Source organism: Alkalihalobacterium alkalinitrilicum, from assembly GCF_002019605.1.
GTDB lineage: Bacteria > Bacillota > Bacilli > Bacillales > Bacillaceae_F > Alkalihalobacterium > Alkalihalobacterium alkalinitrilicum.
Genome location: NZ_KV917368.1, coordinates 4303514 through 4325822, shown reverse-complemented (window position 1 = coordinate 4325822; position 22309 = coordinate 4303514). Strand labels below are relative to the sequence as shown.

General features: G+C 38.9%; 21 protein-coding genes, 1 other RNA gene and 1 riboswitch. Of the genes, 3 read left to right on the top strand and 19 right to left on the bottom strand.

The annotated features are described in order from the left end of the window. Nucleotides 1-449: 449 nt before the first annotated feature. The 13 genes from BK574_RS29365 to BK574_RS20870 form a co-directional block, all read right to left on the bottom strand. Nucleotides 450-581, bottom strand: coding sequence for a YuzK family famiily protein (locus tag BK574_RS29365; RefSeq protein ID WP_274379203.1), 132 nt, complete (start codon nt 579-581; stop codon nt 450-452). 321 nt (nt 582-902) lie between these two features. Next, nucleotides 903-1307 (bottom strand): carboxymuconolactone decarboxylase family protein, encoded by a 405-nt coding sequence (locus BK574_RS20925; protein ID WP_078429958.1) that lies wholly within the window; start codon nt 1305-1307, stop codon nt 903-905. Between the two features lie 1055 nt (nt 1308-2362). Continuing rightward, nucleotides 2363-3223 (bottom strand): MetQ/NlpA family ABC transporter substrate-binding protein, encoded by an 861-nt coding sequence (locus BK574_RS20920; protein ID WP_078429957.1) that lies wholly within the window; start codon nt 3221-3223, stop codon nt 2363-2365. A gap of 19 nt (nt 3224-3242) precedes the next feature. Next, nucleotides 3243-3911 (bottom strand): methionine ABC transporter permease, encoded by a 669-nt coding sequence (locus BK574_RS20915; RefSeq protein ID WP_078429956.1) that lies wholly within the window; start codon nt 3909-3911, stop codon nt 3243-3245. Beyond that, entirely contained in the window at nt 3904-4926 is a 1023-nt protein-coding gene (locus tag BK574_RS20910; protein ID WP_078429955.1) for a methionine ABC transporter ATP-binding protein, read from the bottom strand. Before BK574_RS20910 ends, BK574_RS20915 begins: the two co-directional genes overlap by 8 nt. A gap of 178 nt (nt 4927-5104) precedes the next feature. After that, nucleotides 5105-5222, bottom strand: a riboswitch (SAM riboswitch). A 90-nt stretch (nt 5223-5312) separates the two neighbouring features. Beyond that, nucleotides 5313-6554, bottom strand: a complete 1242-nt coding sequence (locus tag BK574_RS20905) for an MFS transporter (protein ID WP_078429954.1) — start codon at nt 6552-6554, stop codon at nt 5313-5315. 198 nt (nt 6555-6752) lie between these two features. Next, nucleotides 6753-7166 carry a DUF4395 domain-containing protein gene (locus BK574_RS20900; RefSeq protein WP_078429953.1) on the bottom strand — a complete coding sequence of 138 codons (414 nt, stop codon included), beginning with the start codon at nt 7164-7166 and terminating at the stop codon, nt 6753-6755. A 186-nt stretch (nt 7167-7352) separates the two neighbouring features. Beyond that, entirely contained in the window at nt 7353-7598 is a 246-nt protein-coding gene (locus BK574_RS20895; RefSeq protein ID WP_075387978.1) for a YusG family protein, read from the bottom strand. A 215-nt stretch (nt 7599-7813) separates the two neighbouring features. Further along, on the bottom strand, nt 7814-8197 hold the full coding sequence (gene gcvH / locus BK574_RS20890) for a glycine cleavage system protein GcvH (protein WP_078429952.1): 384 nt from the start codon (nt 8195-8197) through the stop codon (nt 7814-7816). Nucleotides 8198-8267: 70 nt separating this feature from the next. Then, the gene (locus BK574_RS20885; RefSeq protein ID WP_078429951.1) at nt 8268-8627 is read right to left on the bottom strand and encodes an arsenate reductase family protein; all 360 of its coding nucleotides are present in this window, start codon (nt 8625-8627) and stop codon (nt 8268-8270) included. Between the two features lie 215 nt (nt 8628-8842). Continuing rightward, nucleotides 8843-10627 carry an acyl-CoA dehydrogenase family protein gene (locus BK574_RS20880; protein ID WP_078429950.1) on the bottom strand — a complete coding sequence of 595 codons (1785 nt, stop codon included), beginning with the start codon at nt 10625-10627 and terminating at the stop codon, nt 8843-8845. 92 nt (nt 10628-10719) lie between these two features. Continuing rightward, nucleotides 10720-11901 carry an acetyl-CoA C-acetyltransferase gene (locus tag BK574_RS20875; protein ID WP_075387974.1) on the bottom strand — a complete coding sequence of 394 codons (1182 nt, stop codon included), beginning with the start codon at nt 11899-11901 and terminating at the stop codon, nt 10720-10722. A 20-nt stretch (nt 11902-11921) separates the two neighbouring features. Next, nucleotides 11922-14300 carry a 3-hydroxyacyl-CoA dehydrogenase/enoyl-CoA hydratase family protein gene (locus tag BK574_RS20870; protein WP_078429949.1) on the bottom strand — a complete coding sequence of 793 codons (2379 nt, stop codon included), beginning with the start codon at nt 14298-14300 and terminating at the stop codon, nt 11922-11924. 258 nt (nt 14301-14558) lie between these two features. On the opposite strand from BK574_RS20870, the gene BK574_RS20865 reads away from it, so the two are divergent. Together BK574_RS20865 and BK574_RS20860 are read left to right on the top strand one after the other, a co-directional pair. Beyond that, complete coding sequence (locus BK574_RS20865) at nt 14559-14843, top strand: hypothetical protein (protein ID WP_078429948.1); 285 nt, start codon at nt 14559-14561, stop codon at nt 14841-14843. Nucleotides 14844-14858: 15 nt separating this feature from the next. Further along, the gene (locus tag BK574_RS20860; RefSeq protein WP_078429947.1) at nt 14859-15182 is read left to right on the top strand and encodes a spore coat protein; all 324 of its coding nucleotides are present in this window, start codon (nt 14859-14861) and stop codon (nt 15180-15182) included. Nucleotides 15183-15402: 220 nt separating this feature from the next. Here BK574_RS20860 and BK574_RS20855 read toward each other — a convergent pair whose 3' ends face one another. From BK574_RS20855 to BK574_RS20840, 4 genes are all read right to left on the bottom strand, one after another. Then, complete coding sequence (locus tag BK574_RS20855; protein WP_078429946.1) at nt 15403-15645, bottom strand: YusU family protein; 243 nt, start codon at nt 15643-15645, stop codon at nt 15403-15405. 241 nt (nt 15646-15886) lie between these two features. Then, nucleotides 15887-17992, bottom strand: a complete 2106-nt coding sequence (locus tag BK574_RS20850; RefSeq protein ID WP_238458065.1) for a heavy metal translocating P-type ATPase — start codon at nt 17990-17992, stop codon at nt 15887-15889. Continuing rightward, nucleotides 17985-18353 carry an ArsR/SmtB family transcription factor gene (locus BK574_RS20845; RefSeq protein ID WP_075387968.1) on the bottom strand — a complete coding sequence of 123 codons (369 nt, stop codon included), beginning with the start codon at nt 18351-18353 and terminating at the stop codon, nt 17985-17987. Before BK574_RS20845 ends, BK574_RS20850 begins: the two co-directional genes overlap by 8 nt. A 283-nt stretch (nt 18354-18636) precedes the next feature. Further along, nucleotides 18637-19542 carry a LysR family transcriptional regulator gene (locus tag BK574_RS20840; protein ID WP_078429944.1) on the bottom strand — a complete coding sequence of 302 codons (906 nt, stop codon included), beginning with the start codon at nt 19540-19542 and terminating at the stop codon, nt 18637-18639. A 236-nt stretch (nt 19543-19778) separates the two neighbouring features. On the opposite strand from BK574_RS20840, the gene BK574_RS20835 reads away from it, so the two are divergent. Then, nucleotides 19779-21011, top strand: coding sequence for an MFS transporter (locus tag BK574_RS20835; RefSeq protein ID WP_238458064.1), 1233 nt, complete (start codon nt 19779-19781; stop codon nt 21009-21011). Between the two features lie 173 nt (nt 21012-21184). On the opposite strand, the gene ssrA is transcribed toward BK574_RS20835, so the two are convergent. Together ssrA and smpB are read right to left on the bottom strand one after the other, a co-directional pair. Next, nucleotides 21185-21544, bottom strand: a transfer-messenger RNA (tmRNA) gene (ssrA, locus tag BK574_RS20830). Between the two features lie 206 nt (nt 21545-21750). Continuing rightward, nucleotides 21751-22218 (bottom strand): SsrA-binding protein SmpB, encoded by a 468-nt coding sequence (gene smpB, locus BK574_RS20825; protein ID WP_078429942.1) that lies wholly within the window; start codon nt 22216-22218, stop codon nt 21751-21753. Nucleotides 22219-22309 lie beyond the last annotated feature (91 nt).

The window sequence follows — 22309 nt, the reverse complement described above, 5'->3', positions numbered from 1 at the left end:
GCAAACTAAGTTCAACTTTTTTACTAACATTTATACACTTTTTATATACTTATGTTTAGAAAGTATTTCAACGCCTTGTCCAACAACATTAGTTTCTCATCTTCCTATTATCTCATACGTGTGACAGAAAAGCGAAAGTGTCCGTTTAGCGACGTATGAATTGAAGCACCCCCGTATGAGATAAAGGAAACACGTAGAGTGCTAACGATACGATGTTGACTTATCGTAAGGAGGGGCGCGAAAATTCACTAGGCGCTGGACACTGTAGCTAGACACAGAAAAGCGGAAGGCTCTTGTTTAGCTCCGACCAGCAAATGTTCTGGCAGGCGAAAGTCCGCTTTTTGACTTTTGTTATGGCAGAACATTTGACCTTGAGGAGCTAGAGACTGTAACTAGATAAAGAGACTGACTCATGATGAATGAATCAGCCTCTATCTACATTTATTATTTTAACGTGGATTGAATTCTATTGCTAATTTTATTGATCGCTTATATTCTATATCGCGCGCCTTTTCGATTTCCATACGTTTGTCCAAGCTTCGATTATACTCCTCATACCCTATTCCATGGCTTTGTTGCATCGCTTTTTCCATTTCACCTGTGTAATTCGTTTTAATCGAGTGGATAATAAATCAATCCTTTCCATTTTTAAAGCGAACTTTTGATTAGTCGTTTTTTACAAACGAGAGCTTAGTTGCGCTTTATCTACAAACAATCTTATCATCCTGACGATTTATTCCCAACTACGATATAGTGTTAAATTATCTGACAATCTTTCATTTCATACAGTCAACTTTTCTCACGTAGTTATGCTATACAATTCAACACAGATACTCCTTCATGCTCACAAATGGAGAAAATGAACCACTGTGTATGGGCAATCAGGCAGTTTAAAATAAAGGTTAATGTTTCTGCTGTTGTTGATCATCTGAATTACTTAATTCAGAAATTGCTTCTTGAACTAACGTTACCGCTTGACTCATCGCTGCTCCTCCACCAAACGCGGCTGTTACACCGAGCGCCTCAAGAATTTCTTCCTCGCTGCACCCTTCATCGAGACAACCTTTTGTATGGTATATGATGCAATACTCGTCTTGTGCAAACACACTAATACCTAATGCCATGAGCTGTTTTTCTTTTTTTGTTAGTTTGCCTTCTTTAAAACAAGCTTCCGTGAATTCGTTATATTTTCCTGCGATATCTGGCATTTTTTGAAGAAACTGTCCCAAACCTTCTTTGTAGTCTTGCAAAGCCATTTGAATGACGCTGTCCTGTTGCTGATCTTGATTTTGGTCTTGTTGATTCATCGTATGTACCCTCCTTATTAGCTGAACACAATTAACGAACCTATTATGCCTTTTTCTCAGGATTTTATGTATCGTTGTTCAATAGTGCTTACAAGCTGGTGGAAAGAGGGGGTTAGATTTTTTTGTTTTTTGTTGTATAAAGTAAAATCTATTCAGCGGGGGTTTTCCTGCATCCCTCACTTAGTATGAGTTGCACCAACCGGTTTTTTGCTAGAGCTTATCTTCCACTTAGACTTTCTTGTTTCCTTAAAGACAACGATGCTAATAAAATTTGCACGATGGCGCCAGAAAATAATCTTAATTGTCTATATTATTACGTTTGCTGCTATAAACATTGCCTATTATCAGGTAGCATTGATGTGTGAATTTTAGAGCCAGTTAAACGGAGTAGTATTTTTTCGTTGATATATAGGGCATTATGGTGATTTTTCTTCCTTTGTGCTTTCTCCTTCAGGAACTATGAGCTCTCTATAGTGACCGCTCTCTTCTTTTGCTTTCTCCTTCAGGAACTATGAACTCTCTATAGTGACCGCTCTCTTCTTTTGGCTTCCTTCTTCGGTCACTATGAACTCTTTATAGTGACCGTTCTCTTCTTTTGGCTTCCTTCTTCGGGCACTATGAACTCTTTATAGTGACCGTTCTCTTCTTTTGCTTTCTCCTTCGGGCACTATGAACTCTCTATAGTGACCGCTCTCTTCTTTTGACTTCCTCCTGCGGGCACTATGAACTCTCTATAGTGACCGCCAACTACTCGCAACTGCCTCCTGCGGGCACTATGAGCTCTCTATAGTGACCGCCAACTACTCGCAACTGCCTCCTGCGGGCACTATGAGCTCTCTATAGTGACCGCCAACTACTCGCAACTGCCTTCTTCGGGCACTATGAACTCCTATAGTGTCCGTGATCTTCTTGTGACTTCCTATCGCGACCATCATGATCGCCATGCTCGCGCTTCATATCGAACACCTCTTCCTAGTCTTTTTTCAGTTTCTAGAATAAAAAAAGTGTCCGAAAAGCCTAAGCTTTTCGAACACCTTTGCCATCATTTTAATTTATTATTCACTCCAAGGAATAACGGCACCGTCATATCTTTCATGAATGAAGTTTACTACTTCTTCAGAACGTAACACCTCAAATAAAGTGTGGATTTCTGGACGATCTACATCTTCAGAGCGAACAACGATTAAGTTCGGTTGAAGCACATCTTGTCCTTCAAATGCAATACCGTATTTTTCAATATCAACTTCACCCTGTAGTGCAAAGTTTGTATTGATAACAACTGCATCTCCTTCTCCACTTTCAAATGAAGGAGCAAGCAAACTAGCTTCTACAAGTGTTGAAAAATCTAAGTTTTTTGGATTGGAAACAATGTCTTCACGCTGTGCTAATTGACCTTCTTCTACGTCAAGCTCGATCACACCTGCACGCTCAAAGATTGGTAAAATACGACCGTGATCACTAAAAGATTCACTCATGATAATTGTTGCTCCATCCGGAAGTTCATCTAAACTGCTGTACTCTTTTGAATAAACACCGATTGGCTCCGCGTGAATGGGCCCGATGCTTTCGAACTCATAACCAAACTCTTCAATTTGCATAGCTAAATAACCTGGTGTTTGGAAATAGTTCGCATCTAATTCGCCATTTTCTAACGTTTGGTTCGGTAAAATATAATCCGTGAATGTTCTAATTTCAAGATCGATCCCTTTTTCCGCTAAAAGTGGAGCAGCAAATTCCAATACTTCTGTATGCGGAACAGCTGATGCTCCTACGACTAGCTTTACATGTTCTTCTTGTGCTGCTTCTTCTTCACCTGGTGTTTCTTCTGTTTGCGGCTCTTCTTCAGCGCCACCGCCACAAGCGACTAATGATAAAGAAATCGCTGCAGCTCCAATTAAACTTAAGAACTTTTTCATCTCTTTTTTTCCCCCTTGATTAACGTTTATCTGTTTTATTTGTGAAATAATCTCCAATCCATTGAATAACGAAAACAACTAATAGGATTGCGATTGTTGCCACCATAGTAATGGTTGTATTATTCCTCTGGAACCCTTCTAAGTATGCAAAGTGGCCCAGTCCTCCAGCCCCGATCACCCCTGCCATTGCTGTATAACTTACGAGAGCAATCGCTGTAACGGTAATTCCTGAGATTAACGCTGGTAGTGACTCTGGAATTAATACTTTATAAATGATTTGCCAATTCGTTGCACCCATCGACTGCGAGGCTTCAATCACACCTTTATCGATTTCTCTTAAGGCGATTTCTACCATACGAGCATAGAAAGGAGCCGCGCCAATAATTAAAGCGGGTAGCGCCGCATTCGCCCCTAGCATTGTACCCATTAACGCTCTTGTAAACGGGATGAGTAATACAATTAGGATAATAAACGGAATAGACCTAAATACATTGACAATCAAACTTACAATTAGATTAGCGGGACGGTTTTCCCATAAGTTTCCCTTACTTGTTAAATATAAAATAAGTCCTAAAACAATCCCAATGACGAACGTTGCGGCAACCGAGATTGACGTCATATAAATGGTTTCAACCGTTGCTTCCCATAATTTATCCCATTTCATTTTGCTAAGCCATTCATTAAACATGATCGATCACCTCCACTTGAACTCCTTGCTCTCGAATAAAGGCAATCACATTTTCGATCTCATTTTCTGCTCCCTTAATCTGTATAAAAAGCGTTCCATACGCTCCTTCTTGCGTTTGCGAGATCTTTCCTTGTAAAATGTTAACTTCTATATCAAAATTCCGTATAATTCTAGTGATTAACGGTTTTTCCGTTTCTTCGCCAACAAAGCTTAATTGAATGACTTTTCCCGTTTCTTCTTCAATAATGTGGGAAATCGTTTCTTTCGTCTCTTCAGGATCTGTAACTTGTTTTACGAACTGTTTCGTAATACCAGCAGTTGGATGTTTAAAGACCTCAAGAACAGGACCTTCTTCGACGACCTTCCCTGCTTCCATCACGGCTACACGATGGCAGATCTTCCGAATGACGTGCATTTCATGCGTAATTAGGACAATCGTTAAGCCAAGCTTTTTATTAATATCAACGAGTAATTCTAAAATCGAGTCTGTCGTTTTTGGATCGAGCGCAGATGTTGCTTCATCACAAAGGAGTACTTTCGGGTTATTCGCAAGCGCTCTTGCAATTCCGACTCTTTGCTTTTGACCCCCACTCAGCTGGGAAGGATACGATCCGCCTCTACCCTCTAATCCAACGAGCTTTATCAACTCGTCCACTCGCTGTTTACGTTCTTCTTTAGGCACACCAGCAATTTCCAACGGGAACACAATATTTTCACTGACTGTTCTTGACCATAATAAGTTAAAGTGCTGGAAGATCATACTAATTTCTTGTCGCGCTTTCCGTAATGATTTTCCTTTTAATGACGAAAGCTCTTTTCCTGCAACAGTAACCGTTCCTTCTGTCGGCCGTTCTAGACTATTTAGCATACGAATGAGTGTACTTTTTCCTGCACCACTGTAACCAATAATTCCGTAAATTTCACCATCATTTATATTTAAATCAACATGATCTACTGCTGTTACAATTCCGTCTTTTGTTTTAAACAGTTTTCGAATGCCGCTTAAATTTATCATCGTGATCCTCCTTTTTTATTATTTTTCTCCCATCTCTCTATTTTTTCTATCTATACTTTTCCTATATGTTTACTTGTAATAAAGGCGATACTACCTTCTATTAAAAGTTTACTTTTGAATAAAAAAACCTTTCCGTCAACAGATGAACAGAAAGGTTTAATCGCAATGTTAGTCCTTTCTCTCATCTTTCAAGGGATTTCACCTTGCAGGATTTAGCACCTTTCTTAACACTTTTTCGTGTTTTCAAAGGTTGCCGGGTTTCTTCGGGCCAGTCCCTCCACCACTCTAGATAAGAGCTAATAGCTATTAAATTATGAATTTATTAAAGCAATGAGAGAATGATAACATGTGTCGAAATTTGTTGTCAACCACTTTTAATTAAACGTTTATTTAACCTTTCGAAATACGAGATAAAAATAAATAGAGCCAATTAAATACAGTCCACCAGTGATTGAAAAGACGATCGCATATCCATAATATGCACCATATAACATGACAAACGTCATCGAAACAGGCCCCATCACCGCCCAACCTAATTGGAACACCATTTGTCCGACTGAGTTCGCTAACCCTTTTATAGAGTCATCCACGCTCCTCATCATTAATGACATTTGAATCGGATTTCCTGCATTCATTAAAGCCTGACGGAATAAAAATCCAATCACAGCGAACCAAAGATTTTCAGTGTAAGCAGTTAATAACAGAAATGGTAATGAAGATAGTTGTAAAATGACAACGGCTCGAACTTCACCAAATCGTTTCACGACTGCTGGGCCAATCATTAATGCGATTGCAGTGCTCGCTTGACCAAGGGCTAAAATAATACCAACAAGTGATTTGTTAATCTCAAATCGATCGGTAAAATATAAATTTAAGTACGGTATTACAAGTCCTGAACCAAAACCTATAATTAACTGAGCAATGGCAAAAAGCGCAATCATTTTCAAGCCTGATTTCTGTGTTTTGAAAATACTTGTAAATGAACTTGCAGCTGTTTTTTCAGTTTTAAGCTTCTTTTTCTCATTGATTTTTAATACAGGAATGATCGAAGCAAAGAAGAATGCTGCTCCAACGAGTAACGTAATTCGAACACTCCATAAGGGACTTAAAGATAAAAAGGCTTGCAGCGCATCACTTAACGTTCCTCCAACTACATTACCGACAACATTAGCGACCATTATTAATGCAAAATTAAAACTAAACAAATGAACACGTTGTTTTTCAGTAGAGTTTTCCGCCAGCAAGGGAATGGAAGAAACTTGTATAAATGCCATGAAAACACCGGTACAAAATGCACTTACAAGCAAAAGTGACTCGTCCACGAAGACCGCCCTTAGAAGTAAGGTAATGGCAGAAAAAACAGCCCCAACTAAAATTACCTTTTTTCTTCCAACTTTATCACTCATTAATCCCGCAGGTAATAAAAAGATTGCTGAGGCCATTGCGGTCATCGCAATCACTTTTCCATTTACTTGATCGTCATAGCCCAGTTCACGAATATAATAATTGTATATGATCATGAAAATGCCCATACCGACATTTCCTAAAAAGGATGTGAGTAAGAATAACCGAACATTTTTGTTATAACTTTTTAATTGATTACCCCAATCCCCAATAAACTTAGACATTCTAATTTCAATTTCCTTCCCGAAATAAATTTCGCTACCCTAAATATAATAGTCAATTATTTCGAGTTTGCATAGAGTTTTTCACTATAATTTTTTTGTAAAATTAAGGTGAGTTCCATATAAAATGAAACTTCCACCAGTAAAAGTATTCCTCTTCCTCCACTGGACAGAAAAAAATGAGGTGACTTTTCGTCATCCTCATTTCTTTAGGTCGTATTTTAATTTTTTAAATTGAAAATATAAAAAGCAGCCGACGCAAAAACCTAGTAACGCCACTGTCGCAGCCACCGATACCATGCCAACGAGAACCCAACCGAACCAATGTCCTGTTACAAGGAGTAAAATAAACGCGATCCCTAACAAGGATGCTGCAATCATTTGATTAAAGCGTTGAAGTTCAGCCGCTTCGGTTTCATCCTTTGAAGCGTCTTTGTTTAACTGCTTGGCGACAGCAAACGCAATATTTGCCTTCGGTCCAAAAAACAGTGGTAGTAATACAAACAATAATGTTAAGGCTAATAATGCCACACTTTGAAAGCTGATTGAAAGTACTGTTAAAACGACCATTGTATATTGGTTTGCTCTTACAAAAGATTTTGGAATATCCTTCATACTATACAAAGCCTCCTTATCCCGATAAGAATTTATGTGTTTAAGTCATTTTATGTGAAAAGTATCCGTTTTGGCAATGGAAGTGCCTTCTAGTTTTATTTTTGGAATAACGACATTAAGGTTATTTAACTTACGGGTGTTTATACCACGCTGAAAAAAGCGAGGGCTCTTCCCCCTCGCTTTCACCTAACACCACCCTAAGTCACAATCATCGACATACTTATCTTGTTTCTCTGGATGGGCATTTTCATAACGGTACACTTTATTACTGTCAAACTCAAAACCTTCGGCCATCTCATACTGATTTCCCTGGTTTGTCATAATAATTTTACCGATACGCGCCTCATCCATATATAAATTCATTGCTCCGTTTTCTAATTTTCCATCGACTTTACTTGTTACGTCTACTTTCTTCATTTGTTTTTCAATCATAAATCAAACCTCCTCCTTTTCGGGCGGTTATGTTTACGATACCCCAAACTCTTGCTTTTCAAACCGAGAAGAACTTAGCTATTGCATTGGTTGGGAGGAAATTTCGGGAAAATAAAAAGGCTGACTTCAAGCATTGTAATCTCTCATGAGTGCCGCATTTACTGCCATTTCACTCCTAAGGATAACACTTTCCGTCAACCTTTTATGATTAGATCTTAGTCTTCACTAATCATTTCTTGGTATTTTTCAGCTGACATTAATTTATCTAATTCAGACGCATCTGATAATTCAACTACAATCATCCATGCTTTTTCATACGGTGATTCATTTACAAGTTCGGGTGCATCGTCTAATCCTTCGTTAATTTCAACGACTTTACCACTCACTGGAGCGTATAGTTCTGAAACGGTTTTTACCGATTCAACGCTACCGAATGGCTCGTCCGCAGTAATTTCATCGCCAATTTCTGGTAGTTCAACGAATACGATATCACCTAATTCAGATTGTGCGAAATCTGTAATTCCAATATGCACTTTATTTCCTTCAATTTTTACCCATTCATGTTCTTCAGAGTATTTTAGTTCTTGTGGTAAATTCACGAATATCCCTCCAATAATTTCGGTGTTCATCGTTACTATATAATAAATTAGTAACGTTATACAACCCTAGTTACTTTTTCCAATTCTCTTCAAATTCCTCTTCTTTAAACCCAACCGTCACTTTTTCACCATCGGTAACAATTGGACGTTTAATTAACATACCATCTGTTACGAGGATATCTAGTAATTCTTCAGGTGAAGATTCCTTTACTTTATCTTTCAACCCGAGTTCACGATATTTTTTTCCACTCGTATTAAAAAACTTTTTAATTTCTAATCCACTTTTGTTGTAGAGCGACTCTAATTCTTCTCGACTAGGTGGATGTTCAACGATATGTATAGCTTCATACTCAATTTCATTGTCATCAAACCACTTTTTTGCTTTTTTACATGTTCCACAATTTGGATACCAGTAAAATTGTAAGCTCATTGTTTCTCCTCCTTAAAGTTTACTTTATATAGACATTATTCCTTAAACTGGGTTGTTTAACAACTATAATGTTTCACCCTACACATTAATTACGACGTCAAAGAAGCCCCAATTTGGGACTTCTTTGATCTTAGTAGAGAGGAGAATGCTTCCTTGTAGAAAGGAGATTATATTTTTTTTGGAACTAATGCTCCAAAATTGAATAACAAAATGAATTAAACAGTGTAACGCTCTTCTGTTAGTACACGTTCAGCAATTTGGCGCTTCTTCGCAATGACGTTAACTGGAGTGTGACGAGTTAATTTACGTAAAATTGAAATCATTGTACGAAGAGTGTCGCCTTCTTCCATAGCAACTAACGATTCTTTCGCATGTGCCTCGATACGGTTAAACGCTTCTTGGCAGTATACTTGCGTTAAAAGTAATTTCTGCTCGTTTTTATCTAAACCATTGCGGTTGATTGCTTTTTCTGTACGAAGAATTGCCGATTCCATATTAAACACTTCACTAACGATGTCTGCTACATTCGCAAGAAGCTCTTGTTCATGCTGAAGCTTTTGTTGGTATTTTTGCGCTCCAGTACCAGCGATCATTAAGAAGACCTTCTTTGCCATTTTTAATAAATATTTTTCTTGCTCTAACGGCTCAGTTCCAACTTCTTCTGGCATCATCATCATTAATTCTTCTTGAAGTGACATTGCTTTTTCGAGTAAAGGAAGCTCACCTTTCATTGCTTTACGAAGGATAGTTCCAGGCACCAAAAGACGGTTAATTTCATTTGTACCTTCAAAAATACGGTTAATACGAGAGTCACGGTAAATGCGTTCTACTTCGTATTCAGCCATAAATCCATAACCACCGTGAATTTGGACCGCTTCATCAGCACAGAAGTCTAACGTTTCTGAACCAACAATTTTATTTAAAGAGCACTCAATTGCATATTCGGCAATTGCCTCCGCCACTTTACGGCCGTCTTTTTGCTCTTCATCTGTTAAGCATCCTAAGCGGTCTTCGAACAAACCACCTGTACGGTAAATCGAGCTTTCCGCACCATAAATCGCTGTCGCCATACTCGCTAATTTTTCTTGAATTAACGTGAATTTTGCGATCGGTTGTTTGAACTGCTTACGCTCATTTGCATATTTAGCTGCTAATTCAAGCGCACGCTTAGCTCCTCCAACAGTACCTACCCCAAGCTTGTAACGACCTACGTTTAAGATGTTAAACGCGATAACGTGTCCTTTACCAACTTCACCAAGTAGGTTTTCTTTTGGCACATGAACATCTTCTAAAATTAATGTACGAGTCGAAGAACCTTTGATACCCATTTTCTTCTCTTCTGGACCTGTGGAAACGCCATCGAATGCTTTTTCTACGATAAATGCGCTGAAGTGCTCACCATCGATTTTTGCATATACTACAAATACGTCTGCAAATGCAGAGTTTGTAATCCATTGTTTTTGTCCGTTTAATACATAGTGAGTACCTGCTTCATTAAGAACCGCAGTCGTTTTTGCACCTAGCGCATCTGAACCTGAACCTGGCTCTGTAAGTGCGTATGCAGCAATTTTTGCACCAGAAGCAAGATCTGGAAGGTACTTTGATTTTTGTTCATGGTTACCGAAAAATACGATTGGTAATGAACCGATCCCTACGTGAGCACCATAGCTTAATGAAAAACCACCAGCTCTTGAGAACTTCTCTGTAATTACTGATGAACTAATTTTGTCTAACCCTAATCCACCATACTCTTCAGGAACATCTGCCCCTAAAAGACCAAGCTCACCAGCTTGATTTAAAAGGCGACGTGAAACATCAAAGTTGTGGTTTTCGATTTCTTCTATTTCAGGAACAACATCATTAACAACAAACTCTTCTGTTGTTTTACCAATCATGATATGCTCTTCAGAAAAATCTTCTGGAGTAAATACTTTCCCTGCAGAAATATTGTCTAATAAAAAGCTTCCACCTTTTACAATCTCATCTTTTACGTTACTCATTTTTCATTCCTCCATTATGTTTAATTTTTTCTAGACTTTCGCCTGTCAGAACATTTGCTGGTCGGGGCTACCAGGGGACTGCAGCTTTTCTATTAACCTATTAATTCAAATACGCCTGCTGCTCCCATACCGCCACCGATACACATTGTAACGACACCGAACTGTTCGCCGCGACGTTTCATTTCGTTCATGAGTGTTAATGTAAGCTTTGCTCCAGAACAACCGAGTGGATGACCGAGAGCAATCGCTCCTCCGTTCACGTTCACTTTATCTAAATCTAAGCCTAAGTGACGCACGACTTGTAATGATTGAGAAGCAAAGGCTTCATTTAGCTCAAATAACCCGATATCAGCCAAACTTAATCCTGCTAACTCTAACGCTTTCGGAATTGCTTCCACTGGGCCAATTCCCATAATTTCAGGAGCGACACCAGCAACGGCAAATGAACGGAATTTGAGAAGTGGCGTTAGACCGTTTGCTTTTGCTTCTTCACGATCCATCACAAGGACGCTCGCTGCACCGTCGCTCATCTGTGAAGCATTTCCAGCTGTTACCGATCCTTTTGGATGGAACGCTGGTCTTAATTTACCAAGAGTTTCTACAGTCGTTTCTGCACGAACTCCTTCATCGACACTAAACGTAACGTGCTTCTCTTTTAATTTATTATCTGCTCCTACTGAACGAAGCGTGACATCAACAGGAACGATTTCATCTTCAAATTTCCCTTCAGCAATTGCTTTCGCTGCCCGGCGATGACTTTCTACCGCGAATGCATCTTGATCTTCACGGCTTACACCGAAACGATTGGCAACTTCTTCTGCTGTATATCCCATACCCATGTAATATTCAGGCATTTCTTCAACGAGCTTCGGATTGGGTGCAATAACGTGCCCACCCATTGGAATTAAACTCATCGATTCTGCTCCACCAGCGATAATAGATTTGGCATGGCCTAACATAATGCGCTCTGACGCATACGCAATACTTTGTAAACCTGAAGAACAATAACGATTAATGGTAATAGCAGGTACTGTATTTGGAAGTCCTGCAAGTGCTGAAATGTTTCGTGCCATATTCATTCCTTGCTCAGCTTCTGGCATCGAGCATCCGATAATCACGTCATCGATTTGATTTGGATCAAAATCACCTGCACGTTTTAACGTCTCTTTAATTGTTAGTGCACCTAAATCATCTGGTCTTACATTTGCCAGAGTCCCTCTTTTCGCTTTTCCGACTGGTGTTCTTGCACCAGCGACAATAACCGCTTCTCTCAAATTTCTTCCCTCCATTCTTCCTAATTGCGTAATGGTTTCCCTTTTGTTAACATGTATTGCATTCTTTGTTGCGACTTCGGTTCCCCGACTAGGCTTAAGAACGCTTCACGCTCAAGATCGAGTAAGTATTGCTCGTCTACTAACGTTCCTTTCGGCACTCGGCCACCCGCTAATACGAATGCTAATTTTTGAGCGATCTTCAGGTCATGATCAGAAATCATGCCACCAAATTTCATCGTTTTTGCACCAAGTAACATCGTTGCATATCCTGTTTCACCTACAACAGGAATTAGCTGACGAGCTGGTGCTGTATATCCTTGTTCAAATAAATGAAGAGCTTGTTGCTTGGCGTTGTAAATCACATGGTCTGCATTCATCGTCACACCATCACGTTGACTTAAGAAGCCATTTGCTCGACCTTCGTCTGCAGACGTTGCCACTTTTGCCATCGCAATCGTTTCAAACGTACGATTAGCAACTGCTTGCAGGTCAGATCCCGCGGTGTGATGTTCTAAGTTACGAAGGTAAAGTTCTTTGTTACCTCCACCACCAGGGATAAGTCCCACACCTACTTCAACTAAGCCAATATACGTCTCTGAAGAAGCTTGGATGCTTGCTGATGGTAAACAAATCTCTGCTCCACCACCAAGAGTCATACCAAATGGTGCTGTCACAACTGGTTTCGATGCATAACGAATTCTTGCCATCGCATTTTGGAACTGACGAATTACAAGATCAATTTCAAAGAAGTTATCGTCTTGTGCCTCCATCAAGATCATCATAAGGTTTGCACCAACACAGAAGTTATTTCCTTGGTTACCGATGACTAACCCTTTGTAATTCTTCTCAACTTCATCAATTGACTTGTTAATCATTTGGATCACATCTAATCCAATCGAGTTGTTTGGTGATGTAAATTCTAATCCAGCAATCCCGTCACCTAAGTCAATTAGGGAAGCTCCTGCATTTTTGAAAATAACTTTATTGTCTTCTTTTAATGACTTTAAGTTAATAATTTTCTTGTTTTGCTCAATTGCATTATATTGCCCTTCATGGTAAAAGCTCTTTTCTGAATAAAAACTTGTTTTTCCTGAAGCAAGCATTTCTTTTACCCAACTTGGAACAGTTGCGCCTTCTGCTTCCATCTTCGCAACCGATTTTTCTACACCGATTGCATCCCAAAATTCAAACGGTCCTTGTTCCCAGCCGAAGCCCCACTTCATCGCTTGGTCGACAGAAAGAACATCATTTGAAATTTCGTAGCATTTTTCTGCAGAGTAAATTAATATTGGTTTAAAGATATTCCATAACAATTGCCCCGCACGATCATCTGCATAGATTAATGTTTTCACTTTTGCAGATAAACCTTTCGCTTGTTTAGCCGCTTCCGTTGAAGCTGTTTTTAACTTTTTACGTGTAATGTATTCAAGTGTATTTGGGTCAAGTTCTAAAATTTCATTACCCTTTTCACCTTTTTGTTTAACAAAAAATCCTTGATTAGACTTTGCACCAATCCAACCTTTTGCTGCCATATCACGCATGAATGTTGGTGGATCAAATACATCTTTTTCTTCACCTTCTACTTGGTCGTAAACATTTTTTGCAACGTGTAAAAAGGTATCTAGGCCTACAACGTCTAATGTTCTAAAGGTAGCACTTTTAGGTCGTCCAATTAATGGGCCTGTTACAGATTCAACTTCACCAACAGAATATCCACCTTTAAGCATCTCTGATACTGTCACTAATAATCCGTACGTTCCAATACGGTTAGCGATAAAGTTAGGCGTATCTTTTGCCTCTACAACACCTTTTCCGAGAACGTTTTCAGCAAACGCTTTCATAAAATTAACAATTTCAGGATTTGTAGCATTTGTTGGAATAATCTCTAATAACTTTAAGTAACGTGGTGGATTAAAGAAATGAGTTCCTAAGAAATTTGCTTTGAAATCGTCAGAACGTCCTTCCACCATCGCTTCGACAGAAATACCTGATGTATTTGAACTAATAATTGAGCCTGGTTTACGGTATTGATCAACTTGATCAAACACCATCCTCTTAATATCTAAGTTTTCAACAACCACTTCGATGACCCAATCAACATCTGCGAGTTGTTTCATATCGTCTTCGAAGTTTCCTACTGAAATTAATTGTTTGTTATCTTTCACCGTAAGTGGTGCAGGTTTTTGTTTTAGTAATTTATGAACAGCAGTAGCACTTAATCGATTACGAACAGCTTTGTCTTCGAGCGTTAAGCCTTTTTTCTTTTCTGCTTCTGTTAATTCACGAGGTACAATATCTAGCAAGATCGTTGGTATGCCAACGTTTGCTAATACTGCAGCAATCCCTGATCCCATGACACCTGATCCTAGTACAGCTGCTTTACGAATTTGACGAACCATATTTGTCCTCCTTCTCCTTGAGCACTTGAATGAATACTCATTCATTTTTCTGGTAAAAAAATATCAAACTGCACAATAACTTATGTTCTATCTCCAATATATCGAATTTTTTTCCATTTAGCAAGGGTAATTTCTGAAAATTATTAATTATTTTTTGACTGTAAGTAGCTCCCATGTATTGTTTCGTTTCCTTTGCCGCACGATAAGGTTGTATCAGATTTGATACAATACTTGTGGCTTATGAGGGAGGCTACACGAATGATACAACAACAGCAACCGCAACAAACATCCATGAATCAACAACAGGGAATTATGCCCCAACCCCCTAATGTTGTGACGAGTAAAGACCATCTTTATATTTCTGACATGCTTTCATGGAACTTACTTGCGATGAAAAAATGCCATTTTTATGCTGGCCATTGTACCGATCCAGAAGTGAAAGCTGTGATTGAAAAAGCTGGCCAAATGCATAAGCAGCATTATGATCGAGTTTTGCAACATTTCCAAACCCAAAATCAAACGAACTTTCAAGCACTTCAATAACAGGAGGGTTTCTGCATGAACCAACAGACGAAAATTCAAAACCCTAAAACACAAGTTCCTGAATCACCGCAAATGTCAGATCGTGATTTAATTAATGATATTTTAGCAACCGAAAAGTACATGACGGCTTCGTACAGTACTGCAATGAACGAAGCGAGCCATGAACAATTGTACAAAGACATTAATGGAATTTTTAATGAAAGCCAAAACTGTCAGCGTGAATTGTTTAATGTGATGTTCCAAAAAGGTTGGTATAGTTTTGATGCTGCTTCACAACAACAGCTAGATCAATCGTATCAACAATTTTCTGGATATCGTAATCAATTCCCATACAACTAAGGTGGGAACTACTACAGCTGACTAGCATAAGCAACTTTTTTAAATTTGACAGCCTCCTATAAAAGAAAGAGGCTGTCGTTGAAACAGAGAGATCACAACAAACCATTTAGAGACGAAAATCACCTAGCGGTCTTCGTCTCTCTTTTTTATTGGGAACTACATGAGTATAAGTTAGCGGATCACTTGAAAGGTTAAATAAACGTTTAATTAAACACGCGATCTATTGACTTCGATGTTTTTTATTTAAGGCCTGAATTTCTGTCACGAGCTCTTTCATTTTTTCTTTTGCGTCAGGATATTGTTCATTCCAATGCTTCACAAGCGGTGGCATGCTTTTTGAAATATGTGTGTATAAGGCCCAAGCTTGCACTTTTTCTTTTAACGCTTCATCCCCTTCACCAAGTAAAAGTTCTGTGTATTTTTCAAGTAAACCGTCTAATTGTTGTTTCAGCTGTTCGTCCACAATTTCACCTCATTCTTGATTTTATTATTTCTATTATAACGGAGTACGTAAGCGTTTGAAAAATTATACCATTATTAAATCACCTGCCTTGAAGTGGGAGTCTTAGCGCCAGTTAAACGGGATAAATTACTGCCAGTTGATGCGGAATAAACTCAACGCAAAAAAGATCCAGATAAGGAATTTCAAACAACAAAACCTTATCCGAATCACTACGCGTAGTATGGTTTATATTCTATCCTAATTATTTTTCTTTATCTTTGACACGAAGTAATCTTAACCCATTTAAAGTAACGAGTAATGTGGCTCCCATGTCGGCAAATATCGCAATCCATAATGTTAACCACCCAGGAATAACGAGAAGAAGTGCTAATACTTTTAAACCAAGAGCAAAGGCAATATTTTGTTTTATTATCGTTAACGTTTTACGACTTAATCGGATCGCATAAGGCAGTTTTCTTAAATCATCGCCCATTAAAGCCACATCAGCCGTTTCTAAAGCTGCATCAGTTCCTGCACCGCCCATCGCAATCCCTATATTAGCCGTAGCCAATGCTGGTGCATCATTGACACCGTCTCCGACCATCGCTACTTTACTTCTTTCTTTCATTTGTTTTACCCAATTTAATTTTTCATGAGGTAATAATTGTCCACGAACCTCATCTATGCCTAACTCTTTCCCAATCGCTTGTGCTGTTTCTTTATTATCTCCTGTAAGCATGACCGTTTTGGTAATTCCTAACTCTTTCAATCGTCGAACCAAACTCGGACTCGATGTCCGGATTTGATCAGAAACCCCGATATAACCGATAAGGTGATCTTGTTTTCCAACTAAAATAACGGTTTTCCCTTGTTGTTGTAGCGAGTGCACCTGAGGAGGTAGCACTATGTTCAGTTCTTCAAAATATAACGGGCTTCCTACAAAATAGGGCTCCCCATTCACTAGTCCTGTAATCCCTTTTCCAGTAACAGAACGAAAATCGGCAACAGTTTGCTCAGTGGCTTCAATTCCTGCTAAAGAGGCAGCTTTCATAATCGCCGTAGCTAGTGGGTGCGCTGAACTTTTTTCTAAATAAGCACCGATGGTTAAAACATCTTGATCTGTATAGTCATTGACTGAAATGATATCAGTAACTTCAGGTACGCCCTTCGTTAAGGTTCCCGTTTTATCAAATGCAATTGTTTTGATCGACCCTAACTCTTCTAAATAAACTCCACCTTTAATAAGGACACCGTTTCTTGCGCTATTCCCAATCGCGGTCACAATTGAGACGGGTGTTGAAATGACGAGGGCACAAGGACAACCTACAACTAATACAGCTAAACCTTGATAAACCCACGTAGACCAATCAGCTCCAAAGAAAGCAGGTGGAACAACGGCAACACCTAATGCGACTAACATAATGAATGGCGTATAATATTTTGCGAATCGGTCTACAAACGCCTGTGATGGTGCTCGCTCAGCTTGTGCTTCTTCCACAAGTTCAATAATTTTCGCAATCGTTGTATCTTCTACTCTTTTTGTCACTTTTATTTCGAGTAACCCTTCTTCATTTAGTGTTCCTGCAAACACTTCATCTGCAAGACCTTTCGAAACAGGAATGGACTCACCTGTAATGGCTGCTTGATTAACCGTCGATGCCCCTCGTTCAACCGTTCCATCCATGGCAATTTTCTGCCCTGGTTTAACAACCATAATTTCACCAATATTTATTTCATCAACGGGTACGTCTACTGTCTGCCCATTTCTAATCACTGTAGCCGTACGTGGTGCTAAATCCATTAATGAGCGAATCGATTGCCTTGCTTTATCCATTGAAAAGCGTTCAAGTGCTTCACTTATCGCAAAAAGAAAAACTACTGTCGCTCCTTCCCCCCACTCACCAATGAGGGCAGCCCCTATAATAGCAATCGTCATGAGCGTTTTCATATCAAAGCGAAGTTTTGCTAAATTTTCCAAACCTTGCCAAAACAGATTATATCCACCTATCACCATTGCTGAAGCGAAAATTCCAATCGCTACAACATCTGATTCTCCACGCTGAAACACGAGCACCCAACCGATAATAAGGAGTAGCCCTGAAATGACCGTTTGGGCAAATTGTTGCTGTTTCCAGAATGGTTTCTCTTTCAGTTGTTCTTTTGCAGGATATACTTTTAAATTTTCAAATGCCCCCGCCTTTTCAAGGTCTTCAATCGAAACATCGCCCACAACTTTCAGCTTAGATGCTCCAAAGTTCACCTTCGCATCAGATACGTCCGGTAATTCTTTTACATTATTTTCAAATGTACCTGCACAATTCGCACACGTAAAACCTTGAACGCGATACGTTCTTTCAATTTCACTCATGAACCTTCCCCTCTTTCCCATGCTCAATCCCATTCAGAATTAACTGCTTTACATGGTTATCATCAAGTGAATAAAAAACGAGCTTTCCTTCTTTTCTAAATTTTGCTAAACCAATGTTTTTTAGAAGTCGCAAATGATGAGATGCCGTCGCGGTTGATGCTCCGATAATGGTTGCGATATCACAAACACATAACTCTTCTTCCGACGCTAACAAGTAAGCAATTTTTAACCGTGTTTCATCGGCTAACGCTTTAAAAATTTTGGCTGTGAGGTCAAAAGGCTCTGCTTCCACTAGTTTAGATAGACGGTCTACTTTTTCTCGATCATATTGAAAAATTTCACATTGGTCTGCTTTCCCCATAAAAAAACACCTCTATTATTCAAATATTCATTTGATTGTATAGTTAAAATATACATCACTTCATTCAAACATTCAAATAAATATTTGAATGTTATTGTTAAAAAAAATCTTTAATGCTTAGACCTAGAATGGTTAGCCCAAACAATCTCTAATTGATTTATTATCTTAACCCCAAAAAAACACAGGGTTCATCCTGTGCTCCTATCCTATGTGTTTTCTGTATTTTCTGTGAATGAAACAATCTGGAGTGAATTTGTACGCAGATCTCGAAGTTCTAATAATTTTATCTATGTAAACTATTTATTACTTGGTAGCTTTTAAAGAAATGTACAATAAAAGTCTGAAACTGCTCAACGACTTGAGGCTTATAACGGTCTTCCACCCACGCAACCCCAATGGAACGCGTGCACTCTAAGTCTAATACTTTCAATTTCGACACTTCGGTTTCATCTAAACCTTTTCGATCTGGAATTAAACTTACACCGAGTCCTGCTGAAACTAGTCCATTAACAGTTGAAACTTCTTGGCCTTCAAAAGTGAGATTCGGCGTAAACCCTGCTTTTTGACAGAGTTGATCGGTGATTGTCCTTAAACCAACACCTTCTTTAAAGCCTATAAAAGGGTCTTCAGCAATTTCTGCTAATTCAATTGCTCCCTTTTCAGCTAGTCGATGAGACTTGGGGACAATGATATAAAGCTGCTCACTAAATAATTCCTCCCAGCTAAATCCTACGCGTTCAACTGGTTTCGAAGTTAAACAAAGGTCAACATCACCTGTCGTCAGCTGCTCAATTAAGATATCAGCTGTATTTTGAAACAGTTGAAACGTCACATCCGGAAACGTCTTCCGATACTCTCCTATTAGCTCAGGGACCAAATGTGATCCAAGAGTATGTAAAAAAGACAGTGAAATTTGGCCTCGGTTTGGTTGGATCATGTCATGTATTTCTTGTTTGCCTTCTTCTATTAGTAAAAGCGCCTCCTCTACTTTTGTTAAAAACATTTGCCCGTAACGATTGAGCCTTACATTCCGCCCATTCCGTTCAAATAACGGAACTCCAAGTTTCTTTTCTAACCTCGCAATCGAACGACTTAACGCAGGTTGAGAAATATAAAGAGCCTCCGCTGCACGAGTAAAGTGCTGAACTTGTGCAACTTTTCGAAAATACGCTAACTGCTGCCATTCCATTTAAATTCCTCCATTTATATTTCATTACATTTATGCATTAATATTATGAAAATTATAAATTGGAAGTTATCGGTTGTCAAAAGTATGATTAAAGGTACGGTAGTTGTTGAGGTATAATTATTTTATCTTATCGTAAATGCGTTTATGATACGCACAATTGAACTATTGAGCTTGCTTTAATAGGTAAAAAGAAAATTTCTTTTCATTAACTTTATATTTAAGGGAGAAGAATGTCATTGGACTATATTGAAAAAAAGCATTCAAATTATTACAAAACGATTTTTGCTCTGTTTTCAGGGAGCTTTGTTAGCTTTATGATTTTATATTCAATGCAAACTTTGATTCCGATCTTTTCAATGCAATTTGAGGTTACCCCTGCAGTGGCTAGTCTTGCCCTTTCTGTAACGACTGGATTTTTAGCAGTGACCATGTTAATTACCTCTATTGTTTCAGACTCGACGGGACGAAAAAAAATGATGACGTGGGCACTAGTCATCTCTTCTATCCTTTGTATTTTATCTGCCTTTAGCGCGAACTTTTCGAGCTTACTTGTCATACGTGCCATACAAGGAATTGCTCTTGCAGGCTTTCCAGGCATTGCGATGACGTATGTAAGTGAAGAATTTCATCCCAAAACATTAGGTGTTGTAATGGGAATTTACGTAAGCGGAACAACAGTTGGTGGATTATCTGGCCGATTAATTACAGGGGCATTAACGGATTGGTTGTCATGGCAAGCCGCACTTGGCGTCATCGGTGGAATTAGTGTCTTATTAAGTGTTTTATTTTGGATCCTTTTACCCGAAGATGTCCATTCAAACAGAAGCAAGTATACATTAACAAAAATAGTCCCATCATTGCTTCACAATTTAAAAGATCGAAAACTTCTCGGACTTTATACGATCTCTTTTGTTCTGATGGGCGGGTTTGTCACGGTTTACAATTATATTAGTTTTGTACTCATGGCTCCCCCTTATTTTCTAAGTCAAACACTAATTGGACTCGTTTTTTTAATTTATCTTGTCGGAACTTTTAGTTCAACGTTTATGGGGAGAGTCAGTGATCATTTTGGGAAACCTAAAACTTTACCAGTCACGATATTAATTATGCTTCTTGGTGCTTTATTAACGTTAAGTTCCAATATATGGCTAATTTTACTAGCGTTAGCGGTTTTTACATTCGGCTTTTTTGGCAGTCATTCGATTGCAAGTAGCCTGGTTGGACAATTAGCGACTAATTATAAATCACAAGCCGCTTCTTTATATTTACTTTGCTATTACCTCGGCTCTAGTGTGATTGGAACGAGTGGTGGTGTTATATGGGAACATTACGAGTGGTATGGCATTGTCATTACGATATGTGGACTTATTTTAATCGCCCTTCTGATGGTTACATGGATAGTGTTGCAGTTGCGTCGTGAGGAAAAAGGGCGCGGAGGACGAGTTGATCCGAATGAACAAGGAGCTTAATAATTGTGTTTAAGTAATGCGTTTGGAATTGTTTAAGCAATAGAAAGTCATACAGAAAGACTATAAAGAGGAATTACTTAAAGCGAAGAAAGCCTTTGAGGAAAAGTTTTTTCAAATTCAGTAAAAGAATCAGAAAAAGACCACCTAACACGGTGGTCTTTTTCACGTTATTTTGGTGGAGACGGTGGGAATCGAACCCACGTCCAAGAATGTCGATACTTAAGCTTCTACGAGTGTAGTTACTGTATTAGCATTTCGCACTTACTTCGGCCCAGTAACAGGCTTCAGTAAGGCTAGTCTGATTGTTCTCTTCCTTCGTCCCCAGACGGAGGACAGCCAGCGTAGCCCACTTAGAGTGAGTCCCGTTCCCTACCACATGGGCGATGGAGGGTGGAACCGCAAAGCGCTATTAAGCTGCTACTGCGAAGTTATTGTTAGTTTTGCCAGTTATAGGCGTTGGCGTTTTAACGAGGCCGACCCCCTCGACTCGCAACTTAAGCTCAACCCACCCCTGTCGAATCCAAAACGTCCCCAGATTAGAAATAGCATACACGACTTATTCAGACGCAGCAGCTAAAAACAGAAGTTAGGCATATGAGCCAGTTGTAATCCAGAAGCGATCATCTCGCCGTCTGGAATTACATTATAGCATATCTACACCAATTTTCAAATGACAAATTATCCCATATGCAATTCACTCACACAATGTAGAACAACATGGCTTACAAAGGCACTTGTGTTATACTTTCTGCTTATCGCGGAAGGCACGTTCAATCTCACGTTTTGCATCTTTCTTCTTTAAGTCTTCACGCTTATCGAACTTTTTCTTCCCTTTCGCTAGTCCAATTAGAACTTTTGCAAAACCATTTTTAATATATACTTTTAATGGAACGATAGAGTAGCCTTGTTCTTTAGAAGCTCCGATAAGTTGGTTAATTTGCTTTTTATGAAGCAATAACTTCCTCGTCCTTAACGGATCGTGGTTATATCGATTTCCTTGCTCATAAGTATTAATGTGTGCATTCCATAAGTAGATTTCACCATTTTGTATTTTTGCAAAAGCATCTTTTATGTTCATTTTACCTGCACGGATCGACTTGATCTCTGTGCCTTGCAGTACCATCCCTGCTTCAAACGTTTCTTCTATATGATAGTCATGGGATGCCTTTTTATTTTGAGCAATGACATTACTGTCTTTTTTCGCCATTTCTCATACACCTACCAATTTTTGTCGTCATTTTTACTATTATATCAAATCCCCATAATAATTCATAGTAAAGTGCTAAATAAAGCAAGCG

Excerpts from the sequence above, each read along its gene's own strand:
- BK574_RS20910 (WP_078429955.1), bottom strand. The coding sequence starts at position 4,926 with ATGATAAATTTAAGCGGCATTCGAAAACTGTTTAAAACAAAAGACGGA.
- BK574_RS29365 (WP_274379203.1), bottom strand. The coding sequence starts at position 581 with ATGCAACAAAGCCATGGAATAGGGTATGAGGAGTATAATCGAAGCTTG.
- BK574_RS20895 (WP_075387978.1), bottom strand. The coding sequence starts at position 7,598 with ATGATTGAAAAACAAATGAAGAAAGTAGACGTAACAAGTAAAGTCGAT.
- smpB (WP_078429942.1), bottom strand. The coding sequence starts at position 22,218 with ATGGCGAAAAAAGACAGTAATGTCATTGCTCAAAATAAAAAGGCATCC.
- BK574_RS20915 (WP_078429956.1), bottom strand. The coding sequence starts at position 3,911 with ATGTTTAATGAATGGCTTAGCAAAATGAAATGGGATAAATTATGGGAA.
- BK574_RS20905 (WP_078429954.1), bottom strand. The coding sequence starts at position 6,554 with ATGTCTAAGTTTATTGGGGATTGGGGTAATCAATTAAAAAGTTATAAC.
- BK574_RS20850 (WP_238458065.1), bottom strand. The coding sequence starts at position 17,992 with ATGAGTGAAATTGAAAGAACGTATCGCGTTCAAGGTTTTACGTGTGCG.
- BK574_RS20860 (WP_078429947.1), top strand. The coding sequence starts at position 14,859 with ATGAACCAACAGACGAAAATTCAAAACCCTAAAACACAAGTTCCTGAA.
- BK574_RS20885 (WP_078429951.1), bottom strand. The coding sequence starts at position 8,627 with ATGAGCTTACAATTTTACTGGTATCCAAATTGTGGAACATGTAAAAAA.
- BK574_RS20845 (WP_075387968.1), bottom strand. The coding sequence starts at position 18,353 with ATGGGGAAAGCAGACCAATGTGAAATTTTTCAATATGATCGAGAAAAA.
- BK574_RS20840 (WP_078429944.1), bottom strand. The coding sequence starts at position 19,542 with ATGGAATGGCAGCAGTTAGCGTATTTTCGAAAAGTTGCACAAGTTCAG.
- BK574_RS20925 (WP_078429958.1), bottom strand. The coding sequence starts at position 1,307 with ATGAATCAACAAGACCAAAATCAAGATCAGCAACAGGACAGCGTCATT.
- BK574_RS20880 (WP_078429950.1), bottom strand. The coding sequence starts at position 10,627 with ATGAGTAACGTAAAAGATGAGATTGTAAAAGGTGGAAGCTTTTTATTA.
- BK574_RS20900 (WP_078429953.1), bottom strand. The coding sequence starts at position 7,166 with ATGAAGGATATTCCAAAATCTTTTGTAAGAGCAAACCAATATACAATG.
- BK574_RS20920 (WP_078429957.1), bottom strand. The coding sequence starts at position 3,223 with ATGAAAAAGTTCTTAAGTTTAATTGGAGCTGCAGCGATTTCTTTATCA.
- BK574_RS20870 (WP_078429949.1), bottom strand. The coding sequence starts at position 14,300 with ATGGTTCGTCAAATTCGTAAAGCAGCTGTACTAGGATCAGGTGTCATG.
- BK574_RS20865 (WP_078429948.1), top strand. The coding sequence starts at position 14,559 with ATGATACAACAACAGCAACCGCAACAAACATCCATGAATCAACAACAG.